This is a genomic window from Alicyclobacillus acidoterrestris, assembly GCF_022674245.1.
In the GTDB taxonomy this organism is placed as follows: domain Bacteria; phylum Bacillota; class Bacilli; order Alicyclobacillales; family Alicyclobacillaceae; genus Alicyclobacillus; species Alicyclobacillus acidoterrestris.
Map to the genome: position 1 here is coordinate 470,179 of NZ_CP080467.1, position 24,349 is coordinate 494,527.

Annotated in this window: 18 protein-coding genes and 3 pseudogenes; 9 read left to right on the forward strand and 12 right to left on the reverse strand. The window is 48.1% G+C overall.

What is annotated here, in order from left to right; translation table 11 throughout:
* The first annotated feature begins 261 nt into the window (after positions 1 to 261).
* Both K1I37_RS02220 and K1I37_RS02225 read left to right on the forward strand, forming a co-directional pair.
* Positions 262 to 1,464: a transposase gene (locus K1I37_RS02220; RefSeq protein ID WP_242215907.1), complete on the forward strand. Its 1,203-nt coding sequence runs from the start codon at positions 262 to 264 to the stop codon at positions 1,462 to 1,464.
* A 271-nt stretch (positions 1,465 to 1,735) separates the two neighbouring features.
* A complete protein-coding gene (locus K1I37_RS02225) occupies positions 1,736 to 2,797 on the forward strand; it encodes a transposase (RefSeq protein ID WP_242215966.1) in 1,062 nt (353 codons plus the stop codon).
* Positions 2,798 to 2,917: 120 nt separating this feature from the next.
* On the opposite strand, the gene K1I37_RS02230 is transcribed toward K1I37_RS02225, so the two are convergent.
* From K1I37_RS02230 to K1I37_RS02235, 3 genes are all read right to left on the reverse strand, one after another.
* Positions 2,918 to 3,598 (reverse strand): helix-turn-helix domain-containing protein, encoded by a 681-nt coding sequence (locus K1I37_RS02230; RefSeq protein WP_021295806.1) that lies wholly within the window; start codon positions 3,596 to 3,598, stop codon positions 2,918 to 2,920.
* Between the two features lie 18 nt (positions 3,599 to 3,616).
* The gene (locus tag K1I37_RS21455) at positions 3,617 to 3,751 is read right to left on the reverse strand and encodes a hypothetical protein (RefSeq protein ID WP_272496361.1); all 135 of its coding nucleotides are present in this window, start codon (positions 3,749 to 3,751) and stop codon (positions 3,617 to 3,619) included.
* Positions 3,752 to 3,839: 88 nt separating this feature from the next.
* Entirely contained in the window at positions 3,840 to 5,201 is a 1,362-nt protein-coding gene (locus K1I37_RS02235; RefSeq protein WP_021295099.1) for an IS4 family transposase, read from the reverse strand.
* A gap of 855 nt (positions 5,202 to 6,056) precedes the next feature.
* On the opposite strand from K1I37_RS02235, the gene fdhF reads away from it, so the two are divergent.
* The 3 genes from fdhF to fdhD all read left to right on the forward strand — a co-directional run bounded on the left by fdhF (position 6,057) and on the right by fdhD (position 10,410).
* The gene (fdhF, locus tag K1I37_RS02240) at positions 6,057 to 9,050 is read left to right on the forward strand and encodes a formate dehydrogenase subunit alpha (protein ID WP_021295097.1); all 2,994 of its coding nucleotides are present in this window, start codon (positions 6,057 to 6,059) and stop codon (positions 9,048 to 9,050) included.
* Entirely contained in the window at positions 9,025 to 9,498 is a 474-nt protein-coding gene (locus K1I37_RS02245) for a helical membrane plugin domain-containing protein (protein ID WP_021295096.1), read from the forward strand. The genes fdhF and K1I37_RS02245 overlap by 26 nt, the downstream gene beginning before the upstream one ends.
* 96 nt (positions 9,499 to 9,594) lie before the next feature.
* On the forward strand, positions 9,595 to 10,410 hold the full coding sequence (gene fdhD / locus K1I37_RS02250; RefSeq protein ID WP_021295095.1) for a formate dehydrogenase accessory sulfurtransferase FdhD: 816 nt from the start codon (positions 9,595 to 9,597) through the stop codon (positions 10,408 to 10,410).
* A 230-nt stretch (positions 10,411 to 10,640) separates the two neighbouring features.
* Here fdhD and K1I37_RS02255 read toward each other — a convergent pair whose 3' ends face one another.
* The 6 genes from K1I37_RS02255 to K1I37_RS02280 are packed head-to-tail and all read right to left on the reverse strand — an operon-like array spanning position 10,641 to position 15,992.
* Positions 10,641 to 11,612 (reverse strand): site-specific integrase, encoded by a 972-nt coding sequence (locus K1I37_RS02255; RefSeq protein WP_021295094.1) that lies wholly within the window; start codon positions 11,610 to 11,612, stop codon positions 10,641 to 10,643.
* 40 nt (positions 11,613 to 11,652) lie between these two features.
* The gene (locus K1I37_RS02260; protein WP_021295093.1) at positions 11,653 to 11,850 is read right to left on the reverse strand and encodes a PIN domain-containing protein; all 198 of its coding nucleotides are present in this window, start codon (positions 11,848 to 11,850) and stop codon (positions 11,653 to 11,655) included.
* Between the two features lie 20 nt (positions 11,851 to 11,870).
* Positions 11,871 to 12,143 (reverse strand): ATP-binding cassette domain-containing protein, encoded by a 273-nt coding sequence (locus K1I37_RS02265; RefSeq protein WP_021295092.1) that lies wholly within the window; start codon positions 12,141 to 12,143, stop codon positions 11,871 to 11,873.
* 4 nt (positions 12,144 to 12,147) lie between these two features.
* Positions 12,148 to 13,575 carry a thiol reductant ABC exporter subunit CydD gene (cydD, locus tag K1I37_RS02270; RefSeq protein WP_021295091.1) on the reverse strand — a complete coding sequence of 476 codons (1,428 nt, stop codon included), beginning with the start codon at positions 13,573 to 13,575 and terminating at the stop codon, positions 12,148 to 12,150.
* 6 nt (positions 13,576 to 13,581) lie between these two features.
* A complete protein-coding gene (gene cydB / locus K1I37_RS02275) occupies positions 13,582 to 14,595 on the reverse strand; it encodes a cytochrome d ubiquinol oxidase subunit II (RefSeq protein WP_021295090.1) in 1,014 nt (337 codons plus the stop codon).
* The gene (locus K1I37_RS02280) at positions 14,592 to 15,992 is read right to left on the reverse strand and encodes a cytochrome ubiquinol oxidase subunit I (protein WP_021295089.1); all 1,401 of its coding nucleotides are present in this window, start codon (positions 15,990 to 15,992) and stop codon (positions 14,592 to 14,594) included. Before K1I37_RS02280 ends, cydB begins: the two co-directional genes overlap by 4 nt.
* A 297-nt stretch (positions 15,993 to 16,289) precedes the next feature.
* Here K1I37_RS02280 and K1I37_RS02285 point away from each other — a divergent pair.
* Positions 16,290 to 16,529: pseudogene (locus K1I37_RS02285) on the forward strand (IS6 family transposase); the annotation flags it as partial.
* Positions 16,530 to 16,671: 142 nt separating this feature from the next.
* A pseudogene (locus K1I37_RS02290) lies at positions 16,672 to 16,947 on the forward strand (DDE-type integrase/transposase/recombinase); the annotation flags it as partial.
* A 47-nt stretch (positions 16,948 to 16,994) separates the two neighbouring features.
* On the opposite strand, the gene K1I37_RS02295 reads toward K1I37_RS02290, so the two are convergent.
* The 3 genes from K1I37_RS02295 to K1I37_RS02305 all read right to left on the reverse strand — a co-directional run bounded on the left by K1I37_RS02295 (position 16,995) and on the right by K1I37_RS02305 (position 22,234).
* On the reverse strand, positions 16,995 to 18,221 hold the full coding sequence (locus tag K1I37_RS02295) for an IS256 family transposase (RefSeq protein WP_206920083.1): 1,227 nt from the start codon (positions 18,219 to 18,221) through the stop codon (positions 16,995 to 16,997).
* Positions 18,222 to 18,666: 445 nt separating this feature from the next.
* Positions 18,667 to 20,028 carry an aminotransferase-like domain-containing protein gene (locus tag K1I37_RS02300; RefSeq protein WP_021295042.1) on the reverse strand — a complete coding sequence of 454 codons (1,362 nt, stop codon included), beginning with the start codon at positions 20,026 to 20,028 and terminating at the stop codon, positions 18,667 to 18,669.
* A 745-nt stretch (positions 20,029 to 20,773) separates the two neighbouring features.
* Positions 20,774 to 22,234 (reverse strand): aminotransferase class I/II-fold pyridoxal phosphate-dependent enzyme, encoded by a 1,461-nt coding sequence (locus K1I37_RS02305; protein ID WP_021295041.1) that lies wholly within the window; start codon positions 22,232 to 22,234, stop codon positions 20,774 to 20,776.
* A 1,166-nt stretch (positions 22,235 to 23,400) separates the two neighbouring features.
* On the opposite strand from K1I37_RS02305, the pseudogene K1I37_RS02310 reads away from it, so the two are divergent.
* Together K1I37_RS02310 and K1I37_RS21720 are read left to right on the forward strand one after the other, a co-directional pair.
* Positions 23,401 to 23,538: pseudogene (locus K1I37_RS02310) on the forward strand (histidinol-phosphate transaminase); the annotation flags it as partial.
* A 162-nt stretch (positions 23,539 to 23,700) separates the two neighbouring features.
* Positions 23,701 to 24,246, forward strand: a complete 546-nt coding sequence (locus K1I37_RS21720; RefSeq protein ID WP_407653184.1) for a DUF6431 domain-containing protein — start codon at positions 23,701 to 23,703, stop codon at positions 24,244 to 24,246.
* The last annotated feature ends 103 nt before the right edge of the window (positions 24,247 to 24,349 follow it).

Genomic DNA, 24,349 nt, shown 5'->3' on the forward strand with positions numbered 1-24,349 from the left:
ATATAGTGTTCCATTGATATTTCGTACACTATATATGTGCGAGAAACGGTGAAAAATCGAATTCTGCAAAACGCTCATAATAATTGGTCTTGCGTATATACCAGGTTATCTCAACGCATTTCAGGTAGTAAGTTGAGCGTTTTGCAGATTTATAAACTCCCGCAGGGCAAGGGTTTTTAGGGCATGAAAAAGGACTTCACCCCAACCTTCGAGAAGATTTCAAGTGACCAAACAAGAAATTTTCGAGGAGGGAAGTCCCACTTGTATATTCTCCAACCATCGCTCTTTTCCTTTGAAGACTGGCTAGAAATTGACTCCAGCGATCGTCTGCCCTTGTTCTTCGCTGTCTTGGATTTACAACCCTATGCTTCGAAATTGAGAAAACAGTCACCCCAAGGCGCGAAACCTATGAATCGTGAAGCGATTCTGCGCGCACTGCTGGCTGCTCCGCTTGAAGGAATCTCAACGTTCACAAGGCTTCATGAACGGTTGGCGCGAGATATACGCTTTCGCTACCAGTGTGGGTTTCGAATCGACGAAGCAGCCCCGTCGGTCTCCACACTGAGTCGCGTGTTTTCAGCCGTTGTTGAGTTGGGTCTCGCTGAGAAGCTCTTCATTGACCTGGTCAGTCAATGTAAAGAAGCGAGCATCATCAACGGACGCCATTTGGCTGTGGACAGTGCCGCCGTGAAGTCCTACGAGAAAAAACAACCTAAGTCCAAGAGCCAGGAAACGGGCAATGCCAACTGGGGCGCAAAATACGATACCTTTGGCAACAAGCTTGCTTGGTTCGGATACAAATTCCACTTGGCTGTGGATACCGCGAGTGAACTGCCAGTTGCTTTGGATGTCACACCAGCGAACGTCTTTGATGGTGAGATGGCGGCACCATTGCTGGAACACGTCGTGACGACGCACGGTTGGAAAATCGACTTTGTCATGATGGATGCTGGATATGATCAAGTCAAAAACTATGAAACGGTTCGTCAATATGGTGCACAGGCAATTATCGCGATGAACAAGCGCGGTGAAAAAGAACCGCCTGAAGGAATCGCATCGGACGGGACGCCGCGTTGCACGATGGGATATGACATGGTGTATTGGGGTGCGGACGGTGACCGACTAAAGTTTCGCTGCCCGCACGCGGTTGGGAAGGTAGATTGTCCGCTTGGAATCGCGACATGTTCCGAATCCAACTACGGTATGGTGGTCAAAAAGCGGATCACAGAAGATATTCGGCGTTACTGCGCACCACACCGAGGCACGCAGAATTGGAAGCTGTTATACAACGAGCGAACTGCTGTAGAGCGTTGTAACGCAAGGCTTAAGACGAATTTGACGGCGAACGACGTCCATGTCCGAGGCATCCGAAAAGTAAAGACACACATGTTCCTCAACGCGATCGTGTTACTTGCATCGGCACTAGCTGTGAACCATATCGAACGACACAAGAAGACTGCATAAATCAAAACGAGTTGACGTGACGAGAAACGGCGCAAGAATACCAGTATGTGGAATTTAGTTTACTTCCCCTAGGTGTTGTTCCTTTTTCACCTCCACCCAAAACGACCATTCTGCAAAACGCTCATTCAAGAGTTTTTAAGGCTGAGCGTTTTGCAGATTTATAAACTCCCGCAGGGCAAGGGTTCTGAGGGCATGAAAAAGGACTTCACCCCAACCTTCGAGAAAATTTCAAGTAACCCAAACCAGAAATTTTCGAGGGGGGAAGTCCCACTTGTATATTCTCCAACCATCGCTCTTTTCCTTTGAGGACTGGCTAGAAATTGACTCCAGCGATCGTCTGCCCTTGTTCTTTGCTGTCTTGGATTTACAACCCTATGCTTCGAAATTGAGAAAACAGTCACCCCAAGGCGCGAAGCCTATGAATCGTGAAGCGATTCTGCGCGCACTGCTGGCTGCTCCGCTTGAAGGAATCTCAACGTTCACAAGGCTTCATGAACGGTTGGCTCGAGATATACGCTTTCGCTACCAGTGTGGGTTTCGAATCGACGAAGCAGCCCCGTCGGTCTCCAGACTGAGTCGCGTGTTTTCAGCCGTTGTTGAGTTGGGTCTCGCTGAGAAGCTCTTCATTGACCTGGTCAGTCAATGTAAAGAAGCGAGCATCATCAACGGTCGCCATTTGGCTGTGGACACCGCGAGTGAACTGCCAGTTGCTTTGGATGTCACACCAGCGAACGTCTTTGATGGTGAGATGGCGGCGCCATTGCTGGAACACGTCGTGACGACGCACGGTTGGGAAATCGATTTTGTCATGATGGACGCTGGATATGATCAAGTCAAAAACTATGAAATGGTTCGTCAATATGGTGCACAGGCAATTATCGCGATGAACAAGCGCGGTGAAAAAGAACCGCCTGAAGGAATCGCATCGGACGGGACGCCGCGTTGCACGATGGGATATGACATGGTGTATTGGGGTGCGGACGGTGACCGACTAAAGTTTCGCTGCCCGCACGCGGTTGGGAAGGTAGATTGTCCGCTTGGAATCGCGACATGTTCCGAATCCAACTACGGTATGGTGGTCAAAAAGCGGATCACAGAAGATATTCGGCGTTACTGCGCACCACACCGAGGCACGCAGAATTGGAAGCTGTTATACAACGAGCGAACTGCTGTAGAGCGTTGTAACGCAAGACTTAAGACGAATTTGACGGCGAACGACGTCCATGTCCGAGGCATTCGAAAAGTAAAGACGTACATGTTCCTCAACGCGATCGTGTTACTTGCATCGGCACTAGCTGTGAACCATATCGAACGACACAAGAAGACTGCATAAATGATAACGAGTTGACCTGACGAGAAACCGTTAGAATTCTAGTATATGGAAAACCAGTCTACTTACCCTAGGTGTTGTTCCTTTTTCACCTCCACCCAAAACGACCATTCTGCAAAACGCTCATTTAAACGAGCGAATGGTTGCACCTGGTCTTTGTGAAAAAACCCTATGAATGCCATCGATAATCCAGCTTAGAGGTACTTGACTAGTTAACCAACGCTTAATGGCGATGTAGTCGTCACGTTTTGCAATATACGGTCGGCCCATATTGGTCATCATGGCAAGTTCGATTTGTTCAAATGGGTCATTATCGAATTTTTTGTCGCTCGCAGGCACATGGTTATAAGTAGTAGTAGAGGTAGTAGTGTTATTACTTGTTCTATTCATGACCGGTACCTGAGGTTCCTCTGGAATTGTGACTTGAGGTTCCGAAACTTCAGGGTTAAAGGGGACCTGGGGTTCCTCTACGTGTACCTCAGGTTCCTGTGGGACAGCGTACGCATCTTCATATTGTACGACGAATGGATCGTCATAAATAACAGTTTCAACCTCGTCGGCGTTATTCAGCGAGTCTTGGTCATTACTTGCGAATTCTAACGCACGTTGAAGCAACGGTTCGAAGTTATAGACGAGGGAACCTAGTCTATGATTGTGGGGATTCATACGTCGCCCGACCTGAAGAAGCCCTTTCTCGATGAGGGAATCAGTCCATTTACGTATTTGACGTACAGTTACATTAAGGTGATTGGCGAGAGTTTCTTGATGCGGGTAAGGATTCTTGTGGTCATGCTTATAGGACATGAGGATGGTAATAAATCCCTATTCTCCATGTTCGATGTTTAATTTTCGATAATTGCGAAGGATGAGGTTGGGGATAGGTGTGAATCCATCATCGAGGATTTTATTCCCCCAGATAGCTTGAATGCGTGATGATTCGGTGGATAGGACGTTCATTTGTATCACCCCTATGGTTGTTAGACCATTAGGGAAACTAGGTACAGTGCTTACGATGGATTATCTAATTTACTCAAGTTTCGCACCCCTAGGCAGCGAGTTTTGCCTTGAGTGGTGCGGGTAAACGGTCGATAAACAACCCGACAACCCGATCGATGAGGATTGGATCTTGGTCAACAAACTCCTGTAGTGCCTGTCGCAGTAATGAAAGCAGGACGCGGAGAACCTCGATGAAGCGAATATCTGCCAGTTCGTCGCAGCAGTCGTAAAACAGTTTGCCGAGGGTACGTGGATCCGCCTCCTCGCGAGACAAGACTGCAAGCATGATGTATCGCGTGAACACAATCGTGGTATGCGCAACCATGAAGTCGTACGAACGCCCCTGGAACTCCTTTGCCAGCCTGAGGTACGACTTGGTCATTTTGAAGAACGTCTCGACATTCCAACGTTTACCGTATACCCGGACGATCTCGTCGTCCGGCAGAGATGTGTCGGTCGACAGGAGTGCCAACCAATCGCGGGACTTGTGGCGATTGCGAACAAAGACGATCTTTGCTGGAACCGGCCGTCCCTTCTCATCCTTGCCGATGATCACTGCAACGGAAGTCAGAATCTTGGCCCTGCCGCGGCGCTTTCGCACCTGTGAGTACAGCTGGTTCAAGGTCACCCTACGCCCTTCGAATTCATAGTACACGTGGGGCATCGCTTTGAGCATGCAGATGACGTTCATCGCGTGACCTGTGATGACCCGCAAGATCACCGACGGATAGGCGAACCAACTGTCGAACAGCAGGTACTTCGCCTTCACACCCGCGGATTGTGCCTGTGACAGCAACTCAAACATGACGTCCGTGGCCTTCATCGTGCTCTCGCGCCGGCGCTTGTAACCCGTGGTCCGTTTGTCGATCGACTCGCTCATTCCGCACAACCGGTTGCGTTCGTTCTCCGAACTCAGTAGTGAAAAGGCCACTGGAACGAATGAGTTGCCATCCGACCATCCAAGCGTCAACATTCGGAAGCCCCGGACAAACTGGTGCGTCGTGTGATCGAAAACCTTGGCGAGCAGTTCGACCTTCTTGCTCAGACTACGGTCATACAAAGAGTCGTCCACGATTAGCACGTCGGCTCGGTCATCAGAGGTCAGCTTGGAAAAGCGCTGTACCACCGCAACGGCGAGTGACAGAAGGAACTTCCTCCAGTTATGCCGCGGCGAATTCAGGAATCGATACACGGTGTCCTTTTCGAAATCAGTCGACGCGTCATTCAAGAGCCTGCTTACATTGCGGCCAAGAAAGACAATCTGAAACAGGAACCGAAAAATATGTATAACCGGGATACCCGTCTCCTTCTTGATGTTGGACGATTTGAGCAAAGATGCAATGCGATGTTCATGGAAGAACCGAGTAATCATAGATTGGAGTTGATCATGGCCATGGGATTCGCGTACCATCGAAGAAGCACCCTCGTCCTTTCGTAGATACTGGTTGTTTGGTCAACTCCAGTCTACCAAAGATGAGGGTGTTTTGCTTTTACACCACCACCAATCCCGCTGTGTCAAGGGTTTTCGCATCCTATCAGGGTGCGAAACTTGAGTAATTTAATTTTTGCACGTTGAATGTGCGGTAGATCATTGATAAAGTCCATAGTAAGCCAATGGGTAACTCAAAGACCACCGAAGATGGATCTTCAATGTTCACCTAATAGGGAGGTTCCTTCCCGGCCAAGGTAGTAGAACCTCCCATATGCATATCTAGTTTCCCTTGTGGTTCATTTGACCTGGCGTGGCGGATGAAAAGGAACGGAGCGCGATGGAGTGCATCTGGGGCAGATCATCTGGTACGGGTCATGGCCGTACGCTCGAATGGCGACTCGCACCACGAGAAAACAGTGAGGCAAACCGTCATCCCTGCACGGGTTATGCGAACCGGCCGTAGTGCAGTTATGGAGCATAAACGGCAGATTGCGGACAATTGGATGCAGACACAGTTGCCAGCGCTGGCCGGCTCGCATGCGAGCCGGCCGTGGGTGAAGTATGTCCTGCGGACGTTGGTGCGCGCACCATTCACCGTTGCGTAAATGTTTGATACAGAGGTCTCACCTACTGAAACTTGACACGGCCACACCACATTTAGGACTTGATCGATAAAGGCTAAGCGCAGTATGTTTGTACTAGTCAGTTGGAATACTTGTGGATTGGTGTAAAAGTACAGGATGTGCTTTGAGCTACTTCACTGAAACCCAGCTCCTTGTAACAGAGGGAATTTGGTTTTGGTGAAGTTTTTTATTTTCTGGTGGAGGTACGTCGATGAGGAATTCTAGTACATTAAAGGTTAAATTTGCTGTTTCGATAGATGGAAAAGAATATGACGCCTACGATGGTCAGACAATTCTAGAGACAATGATACAACACGGAATCGACCATCCTCATGTTTGTTATCACCCCAATTTAGGCCCCATTCAAACTTGTGACACTTGTATGGTGGAAACAGATGGAGAGTTGGTACGGGCGTGCTCGACGAAGGTTCAACCGGGGATGAGCATCGAAACCACCACTCGACTTGCGACGGCAGCCCGTACGGAAGCGATGGATCGAATTCTTGAGAACCACATGCTCTACTGTACTGTGTGTGATAACAATAACGGAAACTGTACTTTGCACAATACTGCAGAGCTTATGAAAATTGAACATCAAAAATATCCGTATCGCCCCAAAGGCTATGAGAAGGACATGTCCAACCCGTTCTATCGGTATGACCCAGACCAATGTATCCTCTGCGGACGTTGTGTAGAAGCTTGCCAAGACCTTCAGGTGAATGAAACATTGTCCATTGATTGGGAGCGGGATATGCCAAGGGTGATCTGGGATAACGACGTTCCCATTGACGAATCGTCGTGCGTATCATGCGGACATTGTGTTTCCGTTTGTCCGACCAATGCCTTGATGGAAAAGTCGATGTTGGGTGAAGCGGGATTTTTGTCGGGGATTCCGACGGATGTTCTTAATCCTATGATTAATCTTGTCAAGGAAGTTGAACCTGGTTACGGCGGAATTTTCGCGGTTTCGGAAGTCGAATCTGCTATGCGTGAACACAGGATTAAAAAGACAAAAACAGTCTGTACCTTCTGCGGTACCGGATGTTCCTTTGACGTTTGGACCAAAGGACGTAAGATTTTAAAAATCGAACCTACAGAAAAGGCGCCTGTTAACGGAATTTCCACGTGCGTAAAAGGAAAGTTTGGTTGGGATTTTGTGAACAGTGAGGAACGACTCACCAAGCCCTTGATTCGGCGCGGAGATTCTTTTTACGAAGCGACATGGGATGAGGCACTTGACCTGATAGCCAAGAAGTTTCAAGAGATTAAACAAAAATATGGTCCTGATGCGTTTGGCTTCATTTCTTCTTCAAAAGTGACCAACGAAGAAAATTACCTTATGCAAAAATTGGCGCGTGCCGTTATCGGGACGAACAATATCGATAACTGTTCACGGTACTGTCAATCGCCGGCGACGGATGGTCTCATGCGGACGGTGGGTATAGGCGGTGACGTAGGAACGATTAAAGATATTGCGGGCGCAGGTCTCGTTATCATCATCGGTGCGAATCCGGCAGAAGCACATCCGGTACTTGCTACTCGTGTCAAGCGGGCGCAAAAGTTGAATGGTAAAAAGTTGATGGTTGTGGATCTGAGAAAGAACGAGATGGCGGAACGCGCTGACTTGTTTGTGCATCCCAAACCTGGCACAGATCACGTTTGGCTATCTGCGGTGACGAAATACATTATCGATAGCGGGTGGCACGACCAGTCCTTCATTTCTGAGAAAGTCAACGGATTTAACGATTTCGTCCAATCTCTTAAACAGTTTACATTGGAATATGCCGAAGAAATGACAGGGATCTCCAAAGATACGTTGATCCACATGGCTGAAATGATACATGAAGCGGATGGGGTCGCTATTCTGTGGGCAATGGGCGTCACCCAGCAACGTGGTGCCAGTGAGACAAGTGCGGCAATCAGTAATTTGCTTCTAACAACAGGCAACTACGCTCGTCCAAATGCTGGCGCATACCCACTTCGTGGCCACAACAACGTTCAAGGTGCTTGTGATTTCGGTACTCTTCCGAATTGGCTTCCGGGTTATCAACTCGTAAGTGACCCAGTTGCGAGAGAACGGGTTGCTGCGGTTTGGGGTACCCCGGTTCCCGAAACCTCAGGAATGGATAATCAGGTGATGGTTCAGGCAATCTTGAATGGGCAATTAAAGGCAATGTATCTGATGGGCGAAGACATGGCATGGGTTGATGTGAATGCGAACCACATTCACAAGGCGCTCAGCCAGTTGGACTTTTTCGTTGTGCAAGACGTGTTTTTTTCTAAAACTGCGCAATTTGCCGATGTTATTTTGCCGGCGAGTCCAAGTCTTGAAAAAGAGGGGACTTTTACAAATACAGAACGTCGAATTCAGAGACTGTATCAAGCTCTACCAACACTTGGTGATAGCAAGCCGGACTGGCAAATCATATGTGAAGTTGCAAACCGTCTTGGGGCCAACTGGAACTACAATCATCCGTCTGAAATTATGGATGAAGCTGCGAGAGTCGCACCGATTTTTGCGGGTGTGAGTTACGAACGCCTTGAGGGGTACAAGAGTTTGTTATGGCCTGTACTGCCGGACGGTACGGACACACCGCTTCTGTATACCGATGGGTTTGGATTCGAGGACAAAAAGGCGAAATTCGCTCCCGCGAACTGGGTGCCGCCAACGCAGGCCACCGAGGAATATGACCTGCATTTGAATAATGGTCGATTGCTGGAACACTTCCATGAGACAAACATGACAAGCCGGTCAACGGGCATCATGAAAAAGGTTCCTGATACATTTGTGGAAATCTCTCCTGAGTTGGCGAAGGAGCGGGGTATCAGCGAAGGAGCGCTCGTGCGGCTTGAATCCCCGTACGGTCAGGTAAAACTACGTGTTACGATTACGGACCGAGTTCAGGGTAAAGAAATATACGTTCCGATGAATTCCGCAAGTGAAGAATCAGCCGTGAATCTCTTGACGGGATCTGGAGTAGATACGAGGACGAATACACCCGCCTTCAAAGATACTTATGTGAAAATGCAAGTACTGCGCGATAAAGGTGAAGGTCCCATTCCGCGGAACAATCCTAGGTTTGGGAAGCGAAACCCGCAGCAGGGAGTAGAGGTTCACCGTAAGTGGAACCGACCCGGATACATTCCGGTGGAAAAACGGGCATGGGAGGTTGTCACCAGTGGCACAGCCAACCACCAAGATTAAACGAATAGAGATTACGGAACAGGACGAGAAACGAAGGTCCTTACAAGAATTGCAGGAATCGGTCGCAGACCATCAAGAGGCGTTACAAAGCCTGTTGACGCTGATTCAAGACCTTGAAAGCAGCGGAGTCCTGGAAATTTTGCATGCCTTACTGAATTCAAAGGAGAAAGTCGCCTCTATTGCTTTAGAACAAATTTTAAAGCCATCTGTTTTGAACACGATAAAAAACGCTATGACCGCGATGGGGGTGGTCAGTAAGATTGACCCAGAACAACTAGGTGTGCTGATGGAGGCTTTCATAGCCGGTCTACACCAAGGGCAAAAGAGTCTTGAATCTAATCAGAGAGTTAGCATGTTCAATCTCGTAAAGGCGTTTCGTGACCCTGGTGTTAACCGAGCTTTGACTTTCATGCTTGGTTTGCTGCAAGGTTTGGGCCAAAAGCTCTAGCCTTCAAATATACAACGGTCCGGTGGAGACTAATCTGCGTTCCGCCGGATTCTTGATCCTTACCAAGCTTGTAAAGACAGTGATGGAGGTTTACGCATGGGTGTGCAATCAAAGTTCTATGGACTTCCTCTCAAGGCTGAACGAGTCATCACTCGTTATCGCTCAGGGGAATTCTTTGAAAACACAAAGGATGTTGTGGCTACAGAATATGCCTTAACCATCTATGTCAATGATGGTGAAATGGCGACTGTCGTCTGCAGCCCCGAGTATATGGAGGACTTGGTTATCGGCTTTTTGTCTTCGGAAGGTGTTATTCGTTCCATTGATCAATTAAAAGACTTGCAGGTGAGCACATTTCGTGGTACGGCCAGGGTTCGAACTTCGACGAGAGTAAACTTTAATCAAGACTTTTACAATAAGCGATATATTGCCTCCTGTTGTGGAAAAAGTCGCCAAACATTTTATTTCTTCAATGATGCTCATACAGCCAAGCGTGTTGACGATATGTTTACCCTTCACCCGGATTCCATTTTCAGACTCATTAGAGACATGGAAAAATCGGCTGATATTTTTCATGAAACGGGCGGGGTGCATATTGCCTGTCTGGCCGATCGACAGGAAATTTTACTTTCCCGTTCCGATATTGGTCGGCATAATGCATTAGACAAATTGTACGGGCATGCTTTAAGAAACAACATTCCCCTTCATGGAAAGGTGATTACCTTTAGTGGACGGTTGTCGTCGGAAGTTGTATTAAAAGTAGCCAAGATAGGGGTGGGAGTTGTACTTGCAAAGTCAGCTCCAACCGCACTCGCTTTAGACATTGCGGAGGAGCTTAACATTACAACCGTTGGATTTGTACGGGGAGATTCTTTCAATATTTATACCCACCCAGAACGAATTTCTTCCTAACATTAACGAAACCTAAGGGTTTTCAACGGTACTTACGGATCGATATGGGCGTGTTCACAATCTGTGAATTTCTATCACGGATCGATGTAATCTGCGTTGTGTATATTGCATGCCCTCTCAAGGGGTTAAATTAGTGACGCCCGTATAATTGTGTCAAATCGGTTGGCTCGTGAGAATGAAAGTGAGCCAATCTCAACCTCTTTGGTAGAGTCGAGTTGTCGAAGCAAGATTCACAGTCCTATTCTAGCCGCCGCATTCGAACGGAATAAGTTACCGTCTCGAATGTATCTGCGTACCATCATCGGATTCTTGTGCCCGGTCTGCGCCATGATGTCTCGTTCCGACGCGCCCGCCATCGCGGCGGACGTGGCCAGACCATCGCGCAAGCTGTGGCCGGCAAATTTGCTTTCGTCTAAGCCGATTCGCTCAATGTATTTTTTGACGATGCGCGCCACGCTCTTATCTGACAGGTGCGTCGTGCCAATTTGACGACCTTTGGTCACATGCCGAAACAGTGCGCCCGATTCAATGCCGGTTGCCTCCAGCCATGCTTGAAGCGCTCGAACCGGGCACGTCTCGATGAACGATCCGTACGGAATGCCCACTTTTCGCCCTTCGCCAACCTGGTCGGTTTTGCTGCGTCGCAAAGTGATGACAAGGCCTTCCCGGGTGAACTCGATATCCTCGACATTGAGCGAGACCAGTTCCGAGCGTCGGAATGCCCCGGCGAAACCGATGAGCAGAAGCGCTCGATCACGTAATCCCATCAGATCGTTTGGAGCATGCCGCAACATACGTCGCAGGTCTTCCACCAACACGGGAGATTTGCCGCTTGGAGCGACGCCAATCGTATTACGAATGCCACGCCATACGGACCTGACCGTCTCGTCGGATGTTGGGGACGGATACCCCTTGGTCTTGTGCGCAAGATCGATGGAGATCATATGTCGTCCAATCGTGCTGGCTTTGTAACCCAGGTCGGCCATGTCGGACAGATACAACGCTACGACGCGAGGTTCGGCAGGCAGAGAACAGAGCCCTCGCGCTTTGCACCAGCGAGAGAACGACTGCCAATCCGATTGATATGCCTTGATGGTGTTCTGCGCTTTTGAGCGGCGCACATACTCGTTCGCGCTTGCCATCAAGTTGGCGAGTTGCGTATCAACCTTTGTGGCTTCGCGGTATATGAGTGACTCGTCCATGGCCGCCGTGCCTCCTGTGCGCAATCGACGTTCCGGCCGTTTAGCCCGTATACTCTGGGACATGCAGTGCTACATTGAGCCGTTGAAAGTCGCGGTCGAAAGAAACCATCTTGCCGTCGGTGTCCCGGCTCTTGCATGCCAAGTACGCATCGATGAAATCGACGTTTTGCTCAGCAAACAGGGTCAGGGATTCCGTCAACATCGAAAAGAGGCAACCCACTTCAGTATCCAGCTCCATTTTTGCATTGGTCTTCCTCCTCAATCGGCGAACCTATACTCCAGTTGGGTTTCGCAACCTGTACTGAATCCATGCGATGTAAGAAAGATCATCCGGTCCATTCGACTCGCGAATCCAGGGTCATGCGTGACGACAATAACGGTACGATTCGCCATCAGCTCTTCAAGTGTCGTTTCGATATCTGCAGCGGTTAGCGGATCAAGATGTGCCGTAGGTTCGTCGAGAAGAAGCAACGGAGATTGGCGCAACCAAGCACGTGCGATTGCGATACGCTGGGCTTCACCTCCACTCACCGTCCTACCCCCCATCGCCAATCCGCGTGTCAAGACCGTTAGGCAAGGATCGAAACCAAGTGTTCAAACCGGCTTTTCGCAGGGCATCGTGCAACTGATCATCTTCAACCATTTCACCAACTGGTACGGCCATCTGGAGGTTTTCGCGAACCGATCCAGAAAAGATGTGTGGCTGCTGGTTTAGCAGGGTAACGAGTTTTCGCCATGCAGGAGATGCCAGTGTCTGTACCTGTTTACCTCCCACCTCGATGATTCCCGCCGACGGGGACAAGCTTCCGGACAATAGTCGCAGCAATGTGGTCTTACCGCATCCGCTTGGACCCAATATGGAAATCATTTCCTCCGGATGAATGGTTAGATTTAATGAACACAAACTATCCTCTTTTTCGCCGGGATAGCGAAGACGAATATCTGTAAAACGGATGTCTGGTAATCCGTTCGCCATGGTCCCAGGAATGTTGCGTGCATCGACATCCTCGTTTGGTTCGTCCAACAACTGAAACAATGACTCTGCCGCGGCAAGCCCATTGAGTCCCGCATGGAATTCGCTCCCCAGAGCTCTAATCGGTTGAAAAAATTCCGGCGTTAGTAAAAGCACCGTCAAGGCGGGTGTGAATGCCAACTCTGCGTGAATTAATCTTAGTCCTAGCGCGAGCGCAACAGCCGCCGTTCCAAGCGTGGCAAACAGCTCCAAAACAAAGGCGGAAAGAAACGCCACCCGCAACGTCTTCATTGTTGCAACTCGGTTGGCATCGCCAATACGGAACAGAACTCGCTTTGCGTCGGCAGAGCGCGAGAACAACTTCAACGCCATCAAACCCTCAATCATCTCGAGAAAACGTGAAGACAAGTCCTCCAGCACGTGCCACTGTTTGTGGGCTACAGAGTCAGCTCCGTTACCCAGCAAAATCATAAAGAAAACGATAAGCGGGGCGGTGACGACGAGCAGCGCCGCAGAAATCCAATCCAGCCGAAGGATGTAGAGCAGCAACACGGCAGGAACGAGAACAGCCTCAACGGATTGAGGCAAGTACCTTGCCAAGTACGACTCTAGGTTGTCGACACCTGTCACTGCGGTCGTGATCAATTCTCCAGTCTGCATGCTTTCGATTTTCGTCGAACTGAGCGTAAATAACTGTGACATCCAGCGAGAACGCATGTCGAGTTTTGCATTTGCTGCAAACCGAGCCGCAATCCAACCTGAAACAGCCCCAAATACACTGCGCGCCAAAAACGTAACTGCCAATCCGGCGTCGAACGTGAACAAATTTGTGTGTTGTGGCACGCGCAAGAACAGAATGCCGATCCCAATAGCCATAAAGTGGGCCTGCAGCAGCAATGAGACACTGCTGCAGACACCCAGCGCGAACGTCCACGCCATCAACGGCTTAGTCGCTGATAATTGGCGTATCAATCGAGCCTGAACATTCATGAGGCATCAATACTCCATATGGTCGTGTAGGGAAAGCCGTTTACGAAACGTCCAAAATGTCCAAATCGTGTAGCCAAGGATGATAGGGATCAACGTCAGGGCGATCCAAGTCATCACGTGTAACGAATAAGGGTTTGAAGCCGCATTGTAGATCGTTAAGCTCCAATTTGGATTGAGCGATGACACCATTACCCTCGGGAACAGATCGATAAATACGGTGATGGTCGAAAATACAATGGTGAACGATGTCATTAGAAACGCCCAACCATCTTTCTTTGCACGAATGAAGAACGGCACGGAAATTAGGGAGATACCTGCAAGCACCGCAATGGTGCCAGGATCGATCCCCGTTTTGGAAAAAATGCTCGAGTAAAAGTAGCTCAAGATCACGAATATTAACATGAATATCGTCGTCCAAAGGCCGGTTCTGCGCGCGGCTTTGCGGGCACGCGTCTGGATTTCACCGGTCGTTTTCAGTGTCAAGAACAAAGCTCCGTGTGTAGCGAAGAGCAACATCAGCGCGATGGCACAAACGACGCTGTAGAGGTTAACGAGCCCCCAAAGGGATCCGACGTCGTTCATCTGGGCATCGATGGGTACACCTTTCATAATGTTTGCCAATGCAATCCCCCAGATGATCGGTGGCAATACGCTCCCCAAGAAAATGGCTGTATCCCACGCCTTGCGCCAATGTTGCGCTGGAAGTTTGCTACGGTACTCGAGGCCAACTCCGCGGGCGATCAGCGCGATCACGAGCAGAAACAAAGGGATGTAAAATCCACTGAACAACGTGGCGTACCACTGCGGAAATGCTGCAAACATCGCACCGCCGGCCGCAATCAACCAAACCTCGTTGCCATCCCAGAAGGGCCCGATGGAATTGTACAGCAAACGTCTTTCTTCGTCCGACTTGCCGACAATCGGAGCAAGGATGCCAACGCCGAAGTCGAACCCTTCCAACACGAAGAAACCTGTAAACAAAATGACAATCAGCGCAAACCAGAGACTATTCAACGTCAACTTGCACTCCCCCCCGACGGTTCAAGCAACAAATTGGATGGTATACCGTCTTCGCGCTCATTTTCATCGTCGGGTCCCTGACGGACTGCTCGAGCGGCTAGATACACACCGATTGTGAGAAGAACGATGTAGACGAACGCAAATCCGACGAGCGTGAAGAGGACATTGGCATTAGAAACTGTTGGCGAGACGGCATCTCGCGTTTGAAGAAGCCCGTAGACGATCCAGGGTTGACGCCCCATTTCAGTAAAAATCCAACCTGCTGTATTCGCGATGTAAGGTAACGCAATAGCTGCCAGCATCGATTTGAGAAACCAACCGTGCTTCAATTCGCGGTCGCGTAGGAAAAGCACAAGGCCGATCAAGCTCAAAAGAACCATTAATGAGCCTGCACCAACCATGATGCGAAATGTCCAAAACGAAATATAGACGTTCGGAATGTAGTTTCCTGGACCGTATTTTTGAACAAATTGCTGTTGTAATTGATTGATACCTTGCACACGACCGGACAGCCGATTGTACGATAGAATGCTTAGCAAATACGGGATTTTGATTGCAAACGTATTATGGTGACCGGCAGCATCAATTCCAGCGATCAAAGTTTCCGGAGCATGTAGCGGACTCGTGTTCCATAACGCTTCTGCCGCCGCCATTTTCATCGGCTGGGCAACCACCTCGTGTTGTGCTTGTTCGTGTCCGACGACAGCGGTGAGAATGCTGGATATCAAGGCAACCACTGTCGCAATGCGAAACGATGGTTGAAAGAGATCGATGGATCGTTTTCGGAGCAGGTACCAGGCACTAATGCCAACCATAAAGAACGAGCCTGTGGCGATGGCTCCAAAAAATACGTGTGGGAATTCAACCCACAACTGCGGATTTGTCAGTATTGCGCCAAACGATGTCATTTCCGCACGTCCGTCGTGAATCGCATAACCCATGGGTTCCTGCATGAATGCATTTGCTGTCAGAATCCAAAACGCGGATAATGTACTGCCTAGGGACACTAACCAAATGGAAGCAAGATGTACTTTCTTCGGCAGACGTTCCCATCCGAACAACCAAACGCCAAGAAATGTTGATTCGAGAAAGAATGCTGCCAGACCCTCGACGGCGAGTGACGGACCAAACACGTCGCCAACAAAGCGAGAATATGTTGACCAATTCATTCCAAATTGAAACTCTTGAAAGATACCTGTGACAACAGCGATCGCCAGGTTGATAAGAAAGAACTTCATCCAGAACTGAGCCATTTTTTTGTACTTTTCATCGTTCTTCGCGACATAGATGGATTCCAAGATCGCGATAAGAAATCCAAGCCCGATAGTGAGTGGAACAAATAAGAAGTGATACACTGTCGTCACTCCAAATTGCCACCTCGCCAGATCCACCGCCATGTGGGGCTCGCCTCCTTATTTTGGATGTTTTCTTGTCGACATCTCTTAGATGACGAGAGGAGTATACTTCCGTTTAGGGTAGAAGAAATAAACAAACGAAAGGGTTCAAAATTATGTAAAGGACTGTTAAATGTTCATTCACAAGTTGGATCCACTTTCGACACACTGTCGAACTCTTTGCGAATGTTATGGGGCGTATTTGTGAAATCCACATTCCGGAAAGACGACGGATATAATGGGGTTCTGGTGCAAAAACACCAGGCATGCTAGAAATTTCAGGGATGAGGCTGTCATGGTATGCATGCGTTCAAATGGAAGCACTTCGAATCTCATATTATCCTGACGGCTGTTCGGTGATATTTGCAATACAGCTTAAGCTACCGGGATATCGTCGAACTGCTCAAGGAAAGAGGAGTTCAGGTTTCTCATACTACTATCATGCGGTGGGTTCACCAGTATGGTCCTGAGATCGATACACGCATTCGTCGTTTCTTGAAGTCAACTACCGATTCCTACAGGGGTGACGAAACCTATATTATCTTGAGCGTTTTGCAGAATTAACGTTCACAACGCATTTGACACTATATATAGTGTTCCATTGATATTTCGTACACTATATATGTGCGAGAAACGGTGAAAAATCGAATTCTGCAAAACGCTCATCTTTATAGATCGGTGGGATTCTAATGGGCAAACTATTGAATTCATGCTGTCTACGGATCGAGATGTCCTCGCCGAAAAGCGATTCTTTAAAAAGGCGTTATCTTCTCCACACAATCAGGCGCCACGAGTTATCAGCGTGGATAAAAACCCTGCGTATCCTCCGACACTACAGCAATTGAAATGCGAAACGGTCATACCTCAAGCAACCCTAATGCGGAAAACGAAATATCTGAATAACATTGTTGAACAAGACCATCGATTCATTAAGAAGATTACGAACCCGATGTTGGGTGGTGTCCCGTCAAGTGGTGTAAATTGAGTGCAACCACTTCGTGTCGGCTATTTATGCAAAACTGACGTTGGCGCCAGTAATTGCGGTTCTTGAGTGCTCATGAGTTTTGCCATTGACTCTCGGCTAAAGTAGCGCCTTGCTACAATCCATTCATCGTTCTGTTCCTGGAGGATTGCTCCGCCTAGACGAATGACAGACTCTCGGTTCGGGAAGATACCAACGACATCGAAGCGTCGCCTGAGTTCACGATTTAAGCGCTCAAGTGGGTTTGTCGAGCATATCTGTTTCCAGTGTTCCTTCGGGAATGCCATGTACGCTAGCACGTCTTCCTCTGCACGTTCCAAGACATCCATCGCCTTTGGAAACTTTCCACGAAGTTGCTCTACGACCACATCCAGTTGCTGTTTGGCTGTTTCCTGTGTTGGCTGAGCGAATATGGTCCGGACAATAGACGAGACCATCGGTTGCGACGCTCTAGGCACCTGGCTGAGGATGTTGCGCATTGTATGAACTCGACAGCGCTGCCAGGTCGCTCCGGTCAACGCAGAGCCAATCGCACTGCGCAGTCCTTCGTGAGCATCACTAATTACCAGCTGTACACCACGCAACCCACGCGCAACCAGACTTCGGATGAATGTCAGCCAAAACGAGCCATCCTCACTAGTCCCAATGTCAAACCCCAACACCTCACGCTCACCGGTGTCTCGCACGCCAATTGCAATTACAAATGCCATACTCTGAACTCGTCCGCCTTCACGGACTCTCGGGAATGTCGCATCCAACCATAGATATGGGTATGTCCCCTCAAGTGGGCGGTTTTTAAATTCCTGCACTACTTCGTCTAACTCTTTGCAGATACGAGATACTTCACTCTTGCTAATTCCTTGAATGCCCATAGACTCAACCAACTCGTCCACCTTGCGGGTGCTCACACCATGCACATACGCCTCTTGAACAACGGACAGCAACGCCTTCTCAGCTTTCCGCCGAGGCTCTAGCATGCTGGGGAAGTAGCTTCCTTTCCGAAGCTTCGGAATCTGCAAATCAATCGTTCCGACACGGGTGTCCCATTCCCGTTCTCTGTAACCATTACGGCTATTGCTGCGTTTCTCACTGCGCTCATACCGTTCAGCGCCAATCAAGGAGCTCACTTCAGCCTCCATCACTGCCTGGGTTAGGACTCTCAGCCCTTCCTTCAAAAAATCGACATCACCATCTTCTAATCCGATCTTGCGAATTAACTCCAAAAGTGCGATCTTGTCTGTAGAAGCCATCGATGTGCCTCCCTACTAATTGCTCGACACTTTTAGTAGATTGCACTCGATGGCTTTTTCGTCAAGATCTAGCCGTGGAATTTACACCACTACCTAAGACTCTAACCGATGTTGGGTTCAAATCGTTTCAGTCCGCTGGCGAGGCTTTGCAAGATGTTGAGGAAGGGACAGGTCGAGTTACAGCACTCGCCTGTCTCTAACGTCGCGGAGTTCATCAATCACCTGTTTGGTTTATCTGCATAATCGAAAAAATGATAGATGGCTCAGTCTCTATTGCTCATAATCTTTGCACCAGAACCGAAAAAACAATATAGTATTGCCCTCTTCGAAAACTGACTAGATCATGTAAGTGGTTTTTGCTCTTACCTTTCAGACAGTTCACGGATGACATGTACAAATCGTTTTATGCCTTCGTAAATGTCGTTTTCCGCAGATCGGGCATACGTTAAACGTATGAATCCATGCTCAGCCCGTAGACGATCCCAAGAGTTACTATAACACCGTTTTGAATACACGCATCGAGCAATTCCGCGTCAGATATGATATGTTTCAGGCGACACCAGATATGGTACCCCCCAAGAGGTTTATTCCAAACGCAGAGTTCCTCGGCATTGGATTGAAGGGACATCAGCATAGAATTCCGTCGTTTGGTAAGTTCTCGGGTAAGCCTTTGAAGATGGTCACGCCAACCAGTCCTCAGGTACAAATTAGCCAATTCTTGGACGACCGTGTTCATCCCAAAGTCCATTTGTTCCTTGGCGTCTGCCATTCTACGGATGACCGCAGAAGGCGCAATTACCCATCCAATACGTAACCCTGGCGCGGCTGTTTTGGACAGGCTGCCAACGTAAATCACAAGGTCGCTGTTTCCGTGTAGCGTAACGAGGGCATTCGAAGGTGCCTCTGATTTGTCCAAGCGAATTTCTGAGTAAGCACCATCTTCTACAATCGGAATCCGCAATTCTTCACAGATTTCTAAGAGTTGCTTTCGTCGGGAGAGGGAAAGCGTGGTTCCAGTGGGATTCTGATAAGTTGGATTTACGAAGACCATTTTTATCATGTGCTTTTGATACAGTTCTTTAACCGAAATCGGGTCCAAACCGTCGTCATCTACCGGAATGCGGAATAATCGTAATCCCGCTGATGAAAATAGCGGTAATGAGTAAGCATACGAGGGACCTTCAAGTCCTATGGCATCACCTGGAGCGAGAAGACATTGCGTAATCAGATGAAGTGCTTGTTGGGATCCTGAAGTGATTAGAATATGTTCCGGATCAGTGTAAATTCCGTTCGCTTTTCGAAGATGGTCACACAAGGTTTCACGAAGCCGCAAACTTCCTTGCGGATGGCTGTAGCCCAGAGAATCGTCGATGTTCATCCGATGAAGGAGCTCTTGAACTTCTCGACGTGGAAGTAGATCTTCTGACAATTCCCCCCTGGCTAGGTTGATCTTTGTTGGATCCGTACTGGCACTTCGAAGTTTGCTTATGAGTGGCAACGTCGGGCGAAAAGATGCTTCCAGTGTATATTGTCTCCAATTTGGGACTTTCCGCGCAGACACACCCCACATACGCTCACTTACACGCGTTCCGCTCCCTTGAACAGATTGGACGAGCCCAGTGGCACGCAGCTCTGCGTAAGCCGATACGACTGTGCTTCGGTTTACGCCCAATTCCTCGGCAAATTTTCGCTCTGCCGGTAGCGGCTCCCCAGGAGCTAGTTTCCCTTCGATGATCAAAGACTCAAAGTGCTTGGCAATTTGGCGAAAAATTGGTTCCTTCATACTTGCATCCGGTTTCCAATTCATCGATGGTCACCCCATTCCGGACTCGAATAAATTGGTTGGTTTCGTCATGAATCAATTGAATGGATACAACTCTTCGAACGAATTATATGATGAATTCGCGTGCGGTCCAAACCACCACATTCAAGCGACTTGAGTGTCATTTTGAGTTTGAGTATTTTTTATCAACGATTATAATCGAAATTCAGTGTCCACCAAAAGCTAAACGAGAAGGACATCGATAGAATTATTGGTTACAATGGGAAAGAGTTTTTCGGTGACGATCGTCAATCCTTCCTCGGCTGTTATATTCGTTTACTCTACATGACATGGGGAGGACCACATTTCGTTCAGTCAATTTTGATAATGGGGTGATGAAGTCCGTCGAGTCACCAAGGGCGGGAGCCAAGTGTCCTTTAGGCTGTTGGATAGGCAGTCGCTTAATGCAAATTGGAAATGCCCCTTACCGGGGCATACTATTGTTCCGTCTCGTTGCTGGTGATGGGCACACCCCTCTCAACAATAAAATCTTGCAAAGACCTTGAGAGTCGACTTGATAAACAACCGATCACCTCTTTTTATTGTGTCGCATGGTATTTAGATACTGCCCAGAGGGATAAACGCTGAAGAACATCTCTTCTTTATCCTCTTTCACGCGTACCCCAACTGGCTCTTCTTGATACTGTGGATAGAATTTACCAAACAACCATCATGTTCATGACGTCCTACATCCAACGCATTTATTGTGGTTTGTCTTTGTATACAGTATTTATGACCTTGAGCAGACAACTTTTACATACTGAATCTCTGGATCGTCGGTACCCTGCACAGGCAGTCCTGCACGGAGGTTTTCTTCAGTAAAGTCGATCGCCTCCTGCGTGACCATTTCCCCAGGTAACAGTATCGGAATTCCGGGAGGATACACCATAATCGTTTCGGCAATGGTTTCACCAACCGCCTCAGATAGACGAACACGCTTGGTTTTGGCATAGAACGCCTCTCTAGGGGTTATCTGCAGGACGGGTAAAGGTGGCAATTTAACGGATACCTCAGGCGTCCTACTATACTTCGAAAATCCTTCAGCGATGAATCGCAGTCCTCTCACAAGTTGTGCCATATCGTTCTCTGTTTCGGAACCGGTGAAAATACAAAGTATGTTGTATAGATCACTTAATTCGACCTCGATATTGAATTCTTTACGCAGCATCAATTCAACGTCATAACCACGAATACCCAAGTCTTTCACCGATATCGTTAACTTCGTAGCATCGATTTGATATGTTGCACTATCTTGAAGAACCCGTTTGTCTAGACACCTCAACCCCGGTATGCCATTAATTTCATCCCGTATTCGATTCGCCATTTGAATCGCCCGTTCAAATCGCTCTCGTCCGTGCAGAACTAAATCTTGTCTTGCGGCATCTAAGGAAGCAAGCATAAGGTACGATGTTGAGGTTGTGGTGAGCATACTCATAATGACTTGAACATGAAGCGGGTCAATTATCCCGCTTCGCACATTCAGAATGCTTGCACCTACAAGTGAGCCTCCAAGTTTGTGCACGCTGGTGGCTGCAATATCTGCACCAGCCGCCATCGCCGACAGAGGTAAGGAATCGTGGAAATATGTGTGAGTTCCATGTGCTTCATCGACTAACACTGGAACACCGAAAGCATGCGAAATCTCAACGATACGCTTTAAATCACATGCGACACCAAAGTAGGTTGGATTTGTCACTAGTACGGCACGGATGTCAGAGTGCTGAGTAAGTGCGTCTTTAATAGACTCTACCGAGAGTCCGTGTGCAATCCCGAAAGTCTCATCCAATTTGGGGTGCAAAAAAATTGGATGTGCACCCGTGATAATTAATGCTGTTAGTACGGATTTGTGTATGTTTCGTGGAACAAGGATTTTATCGCCTGGTTTCACAGCGGACATAATCATGGCGACAATCGCGGAGCTCGTGCCCTGCACTGAAAAAAACGTAGAATCTGCTCTAAACGCTGAGGCTGCCAATTCTTGTGCGGCTTTAATTGGACCAGTGGGGTGATGGAGGTCATCCAATGGTGCAATATTAATCAGATCCATCTCAAGTGCGTTTGTACCGATAAAATCTCGGAACACATTGTTCATTCCGCGACCACGTTTATGCCCAGGAATGTGAAATTGGATTGGGTCCCGCGCAATGTGGTCTTTTAGAGCTGTAAATAACGGGGTTTCGTGATGATTCAATTTTGTGTCTCCCTCGTTTATTTGTATACATTCCGTAATACTGCCAACAGCCTCGCGTTGGCAGTATTAGCTTACATCCACTCGCTAAGATCAACCATCTATCTATTTTTTGGTAATTAGTTCACGAAATCGGTCTAACCCTACCCGGCAGCAGTAATCACCAAAAGTTTCTCTGAACTCGCGCTCGGAAGCGGGTTCTGGTGCAAAAATTCACGAAACCACAATATACAGTGGTGTATCGTAACTGAATCCACACTACATATGGTGTATTAAAATGTTTTTGCACCAGAACCATGTTTTCTAACCTCCACTGCAGATAATAGTACTGTCTACTATTGGTTAACGCGCTTGAAGTTATAACTTAGCTAGCACGGCTTGGAATGCACCTCGATAATAAATCCCTAAGGTAGTGAACATAACTCCCCATAAGTGTAGTTGTTGTGTACAAAATGCGGACAACAAAACTTTTGACGACAAACGCAAGTGTCGTCACTCGTCGGTATCCAGCTTTACACGGGAAAGAATTGGTCCTCAGTCATCACATTTTGTACACAAATACTATCCCTAAGTATAGTTATTTGCGTATTACAATTCGCTCATTTTTATGGGTAGAAGTAAACCGTATGATGGGGACTACAACTGTGGTTTTACGCTGTACTTTCGTTTAGGAGACCGACTACAAATCGTCAGTGGTAAACGGTTTTATGAAGTCAAAAAACGAAAAATAGTGGGAAAGCCGCGTGCTTTTAGATTCTATGAACTCGTTTAACGCAATCACTTATAGAAGAGATGAATTGTCGATGCCAATGTGGCTTTTGTGGTTCATCCTGATATTGCCGTCCATGTTGTTATTGTATTTATTGCGTCTCCGCCCAAGGTAGTAGCAAATTGGTCTATCTCTAAATTTGAATTGCATCCGCAGCTCAGTGAGGTGACTCCAATGGTGTCGATTGATGGAGTTTGCTAGAGGGCAAAGATACAAGACAATTTATTGATGACTTTAATCTGGCGACGTTCATAGAGCGGTATTCATTCTCGTTTCTATTTAGATTATGTCGTTTAATTTCCAGGTTTCGTAACGGGACCTGGGAGTATACTGTATATGCCATTCCACGAATATGGTTCAGAGTTCGGCGGGATTTATACTCACGGTCGGGAGGAAAGACATGTCCGATAAAGCCAAAGTTCGTGCACGACAAGTCTTACATCAGATGAAACCCTACTCTCCGGGAAAACCGATTTGGGAGGTACAGAAGGAGTTGGGTTTGAGACGTGTTATTAAGCTAGCTGTTTTGGCCAATCCATAATGGCCGAAAGTTGACTGAATTGCCTGTCCGGGAGTTGACGTATATCATGTCCTTATCCTAGGAATGGAAAAGGACGTCTCCTTTTGCGTTGCACCGCCCGAACAGTGCAACAGGAAACGTCCCCAACTCGTATGGTAATTCTATCAGATTATCAGCTCGTTGAGCAGTCCACCCGAGTTTTTTGTTCGGAGTGAGGAATGCATCCCGTGTCCTTGCTGTCAGGGCCAACTTGTTGTATGCGGAAGCCGACGTAGACGTTATACGCAGAGTAACGGTGACCAACTCACCCTTATCATTCGGCGCCTTCGTTGCACGGAGTGTCATCGTATCCACCACGAACTCCCAGATATTCTTGTGCCCTACAAGCGCTATGACCGAGAAAGTATAGAGCAGATCATTACCGAATCATCCCCTTCAGTGGGGGCGGACGAATCCACCATCCGCCGTGTCCGTCAATGGTTCGAGACATGGTCTTCGTATGCTACCGGTTGTCTGGTTGCTATTGCAAACCGTCACGGCCGTGTGTTGGAACCGTCCTATCCAACACAATCCTCACTCCATCGAATTGGACATTTGGTCGGCGACGCCGTCGGGTGGATGGCCCGTGCTGTCCGCCCTATTGCAAATCTACATTTGTGGACACATACCCGTTCTGCCTGTGTGTCCGCTTCTTCTCTGTCTACTATTCAGGCTAACCCCACTTGAAGACCAGCTATCTAATGTCAAGCACTCAATTGAGTTCTAAGAACAATGAAGGGAAGTGATTTTTGGACGCATCTATATAAGCCTGTCAGAAGCAGACTTGATG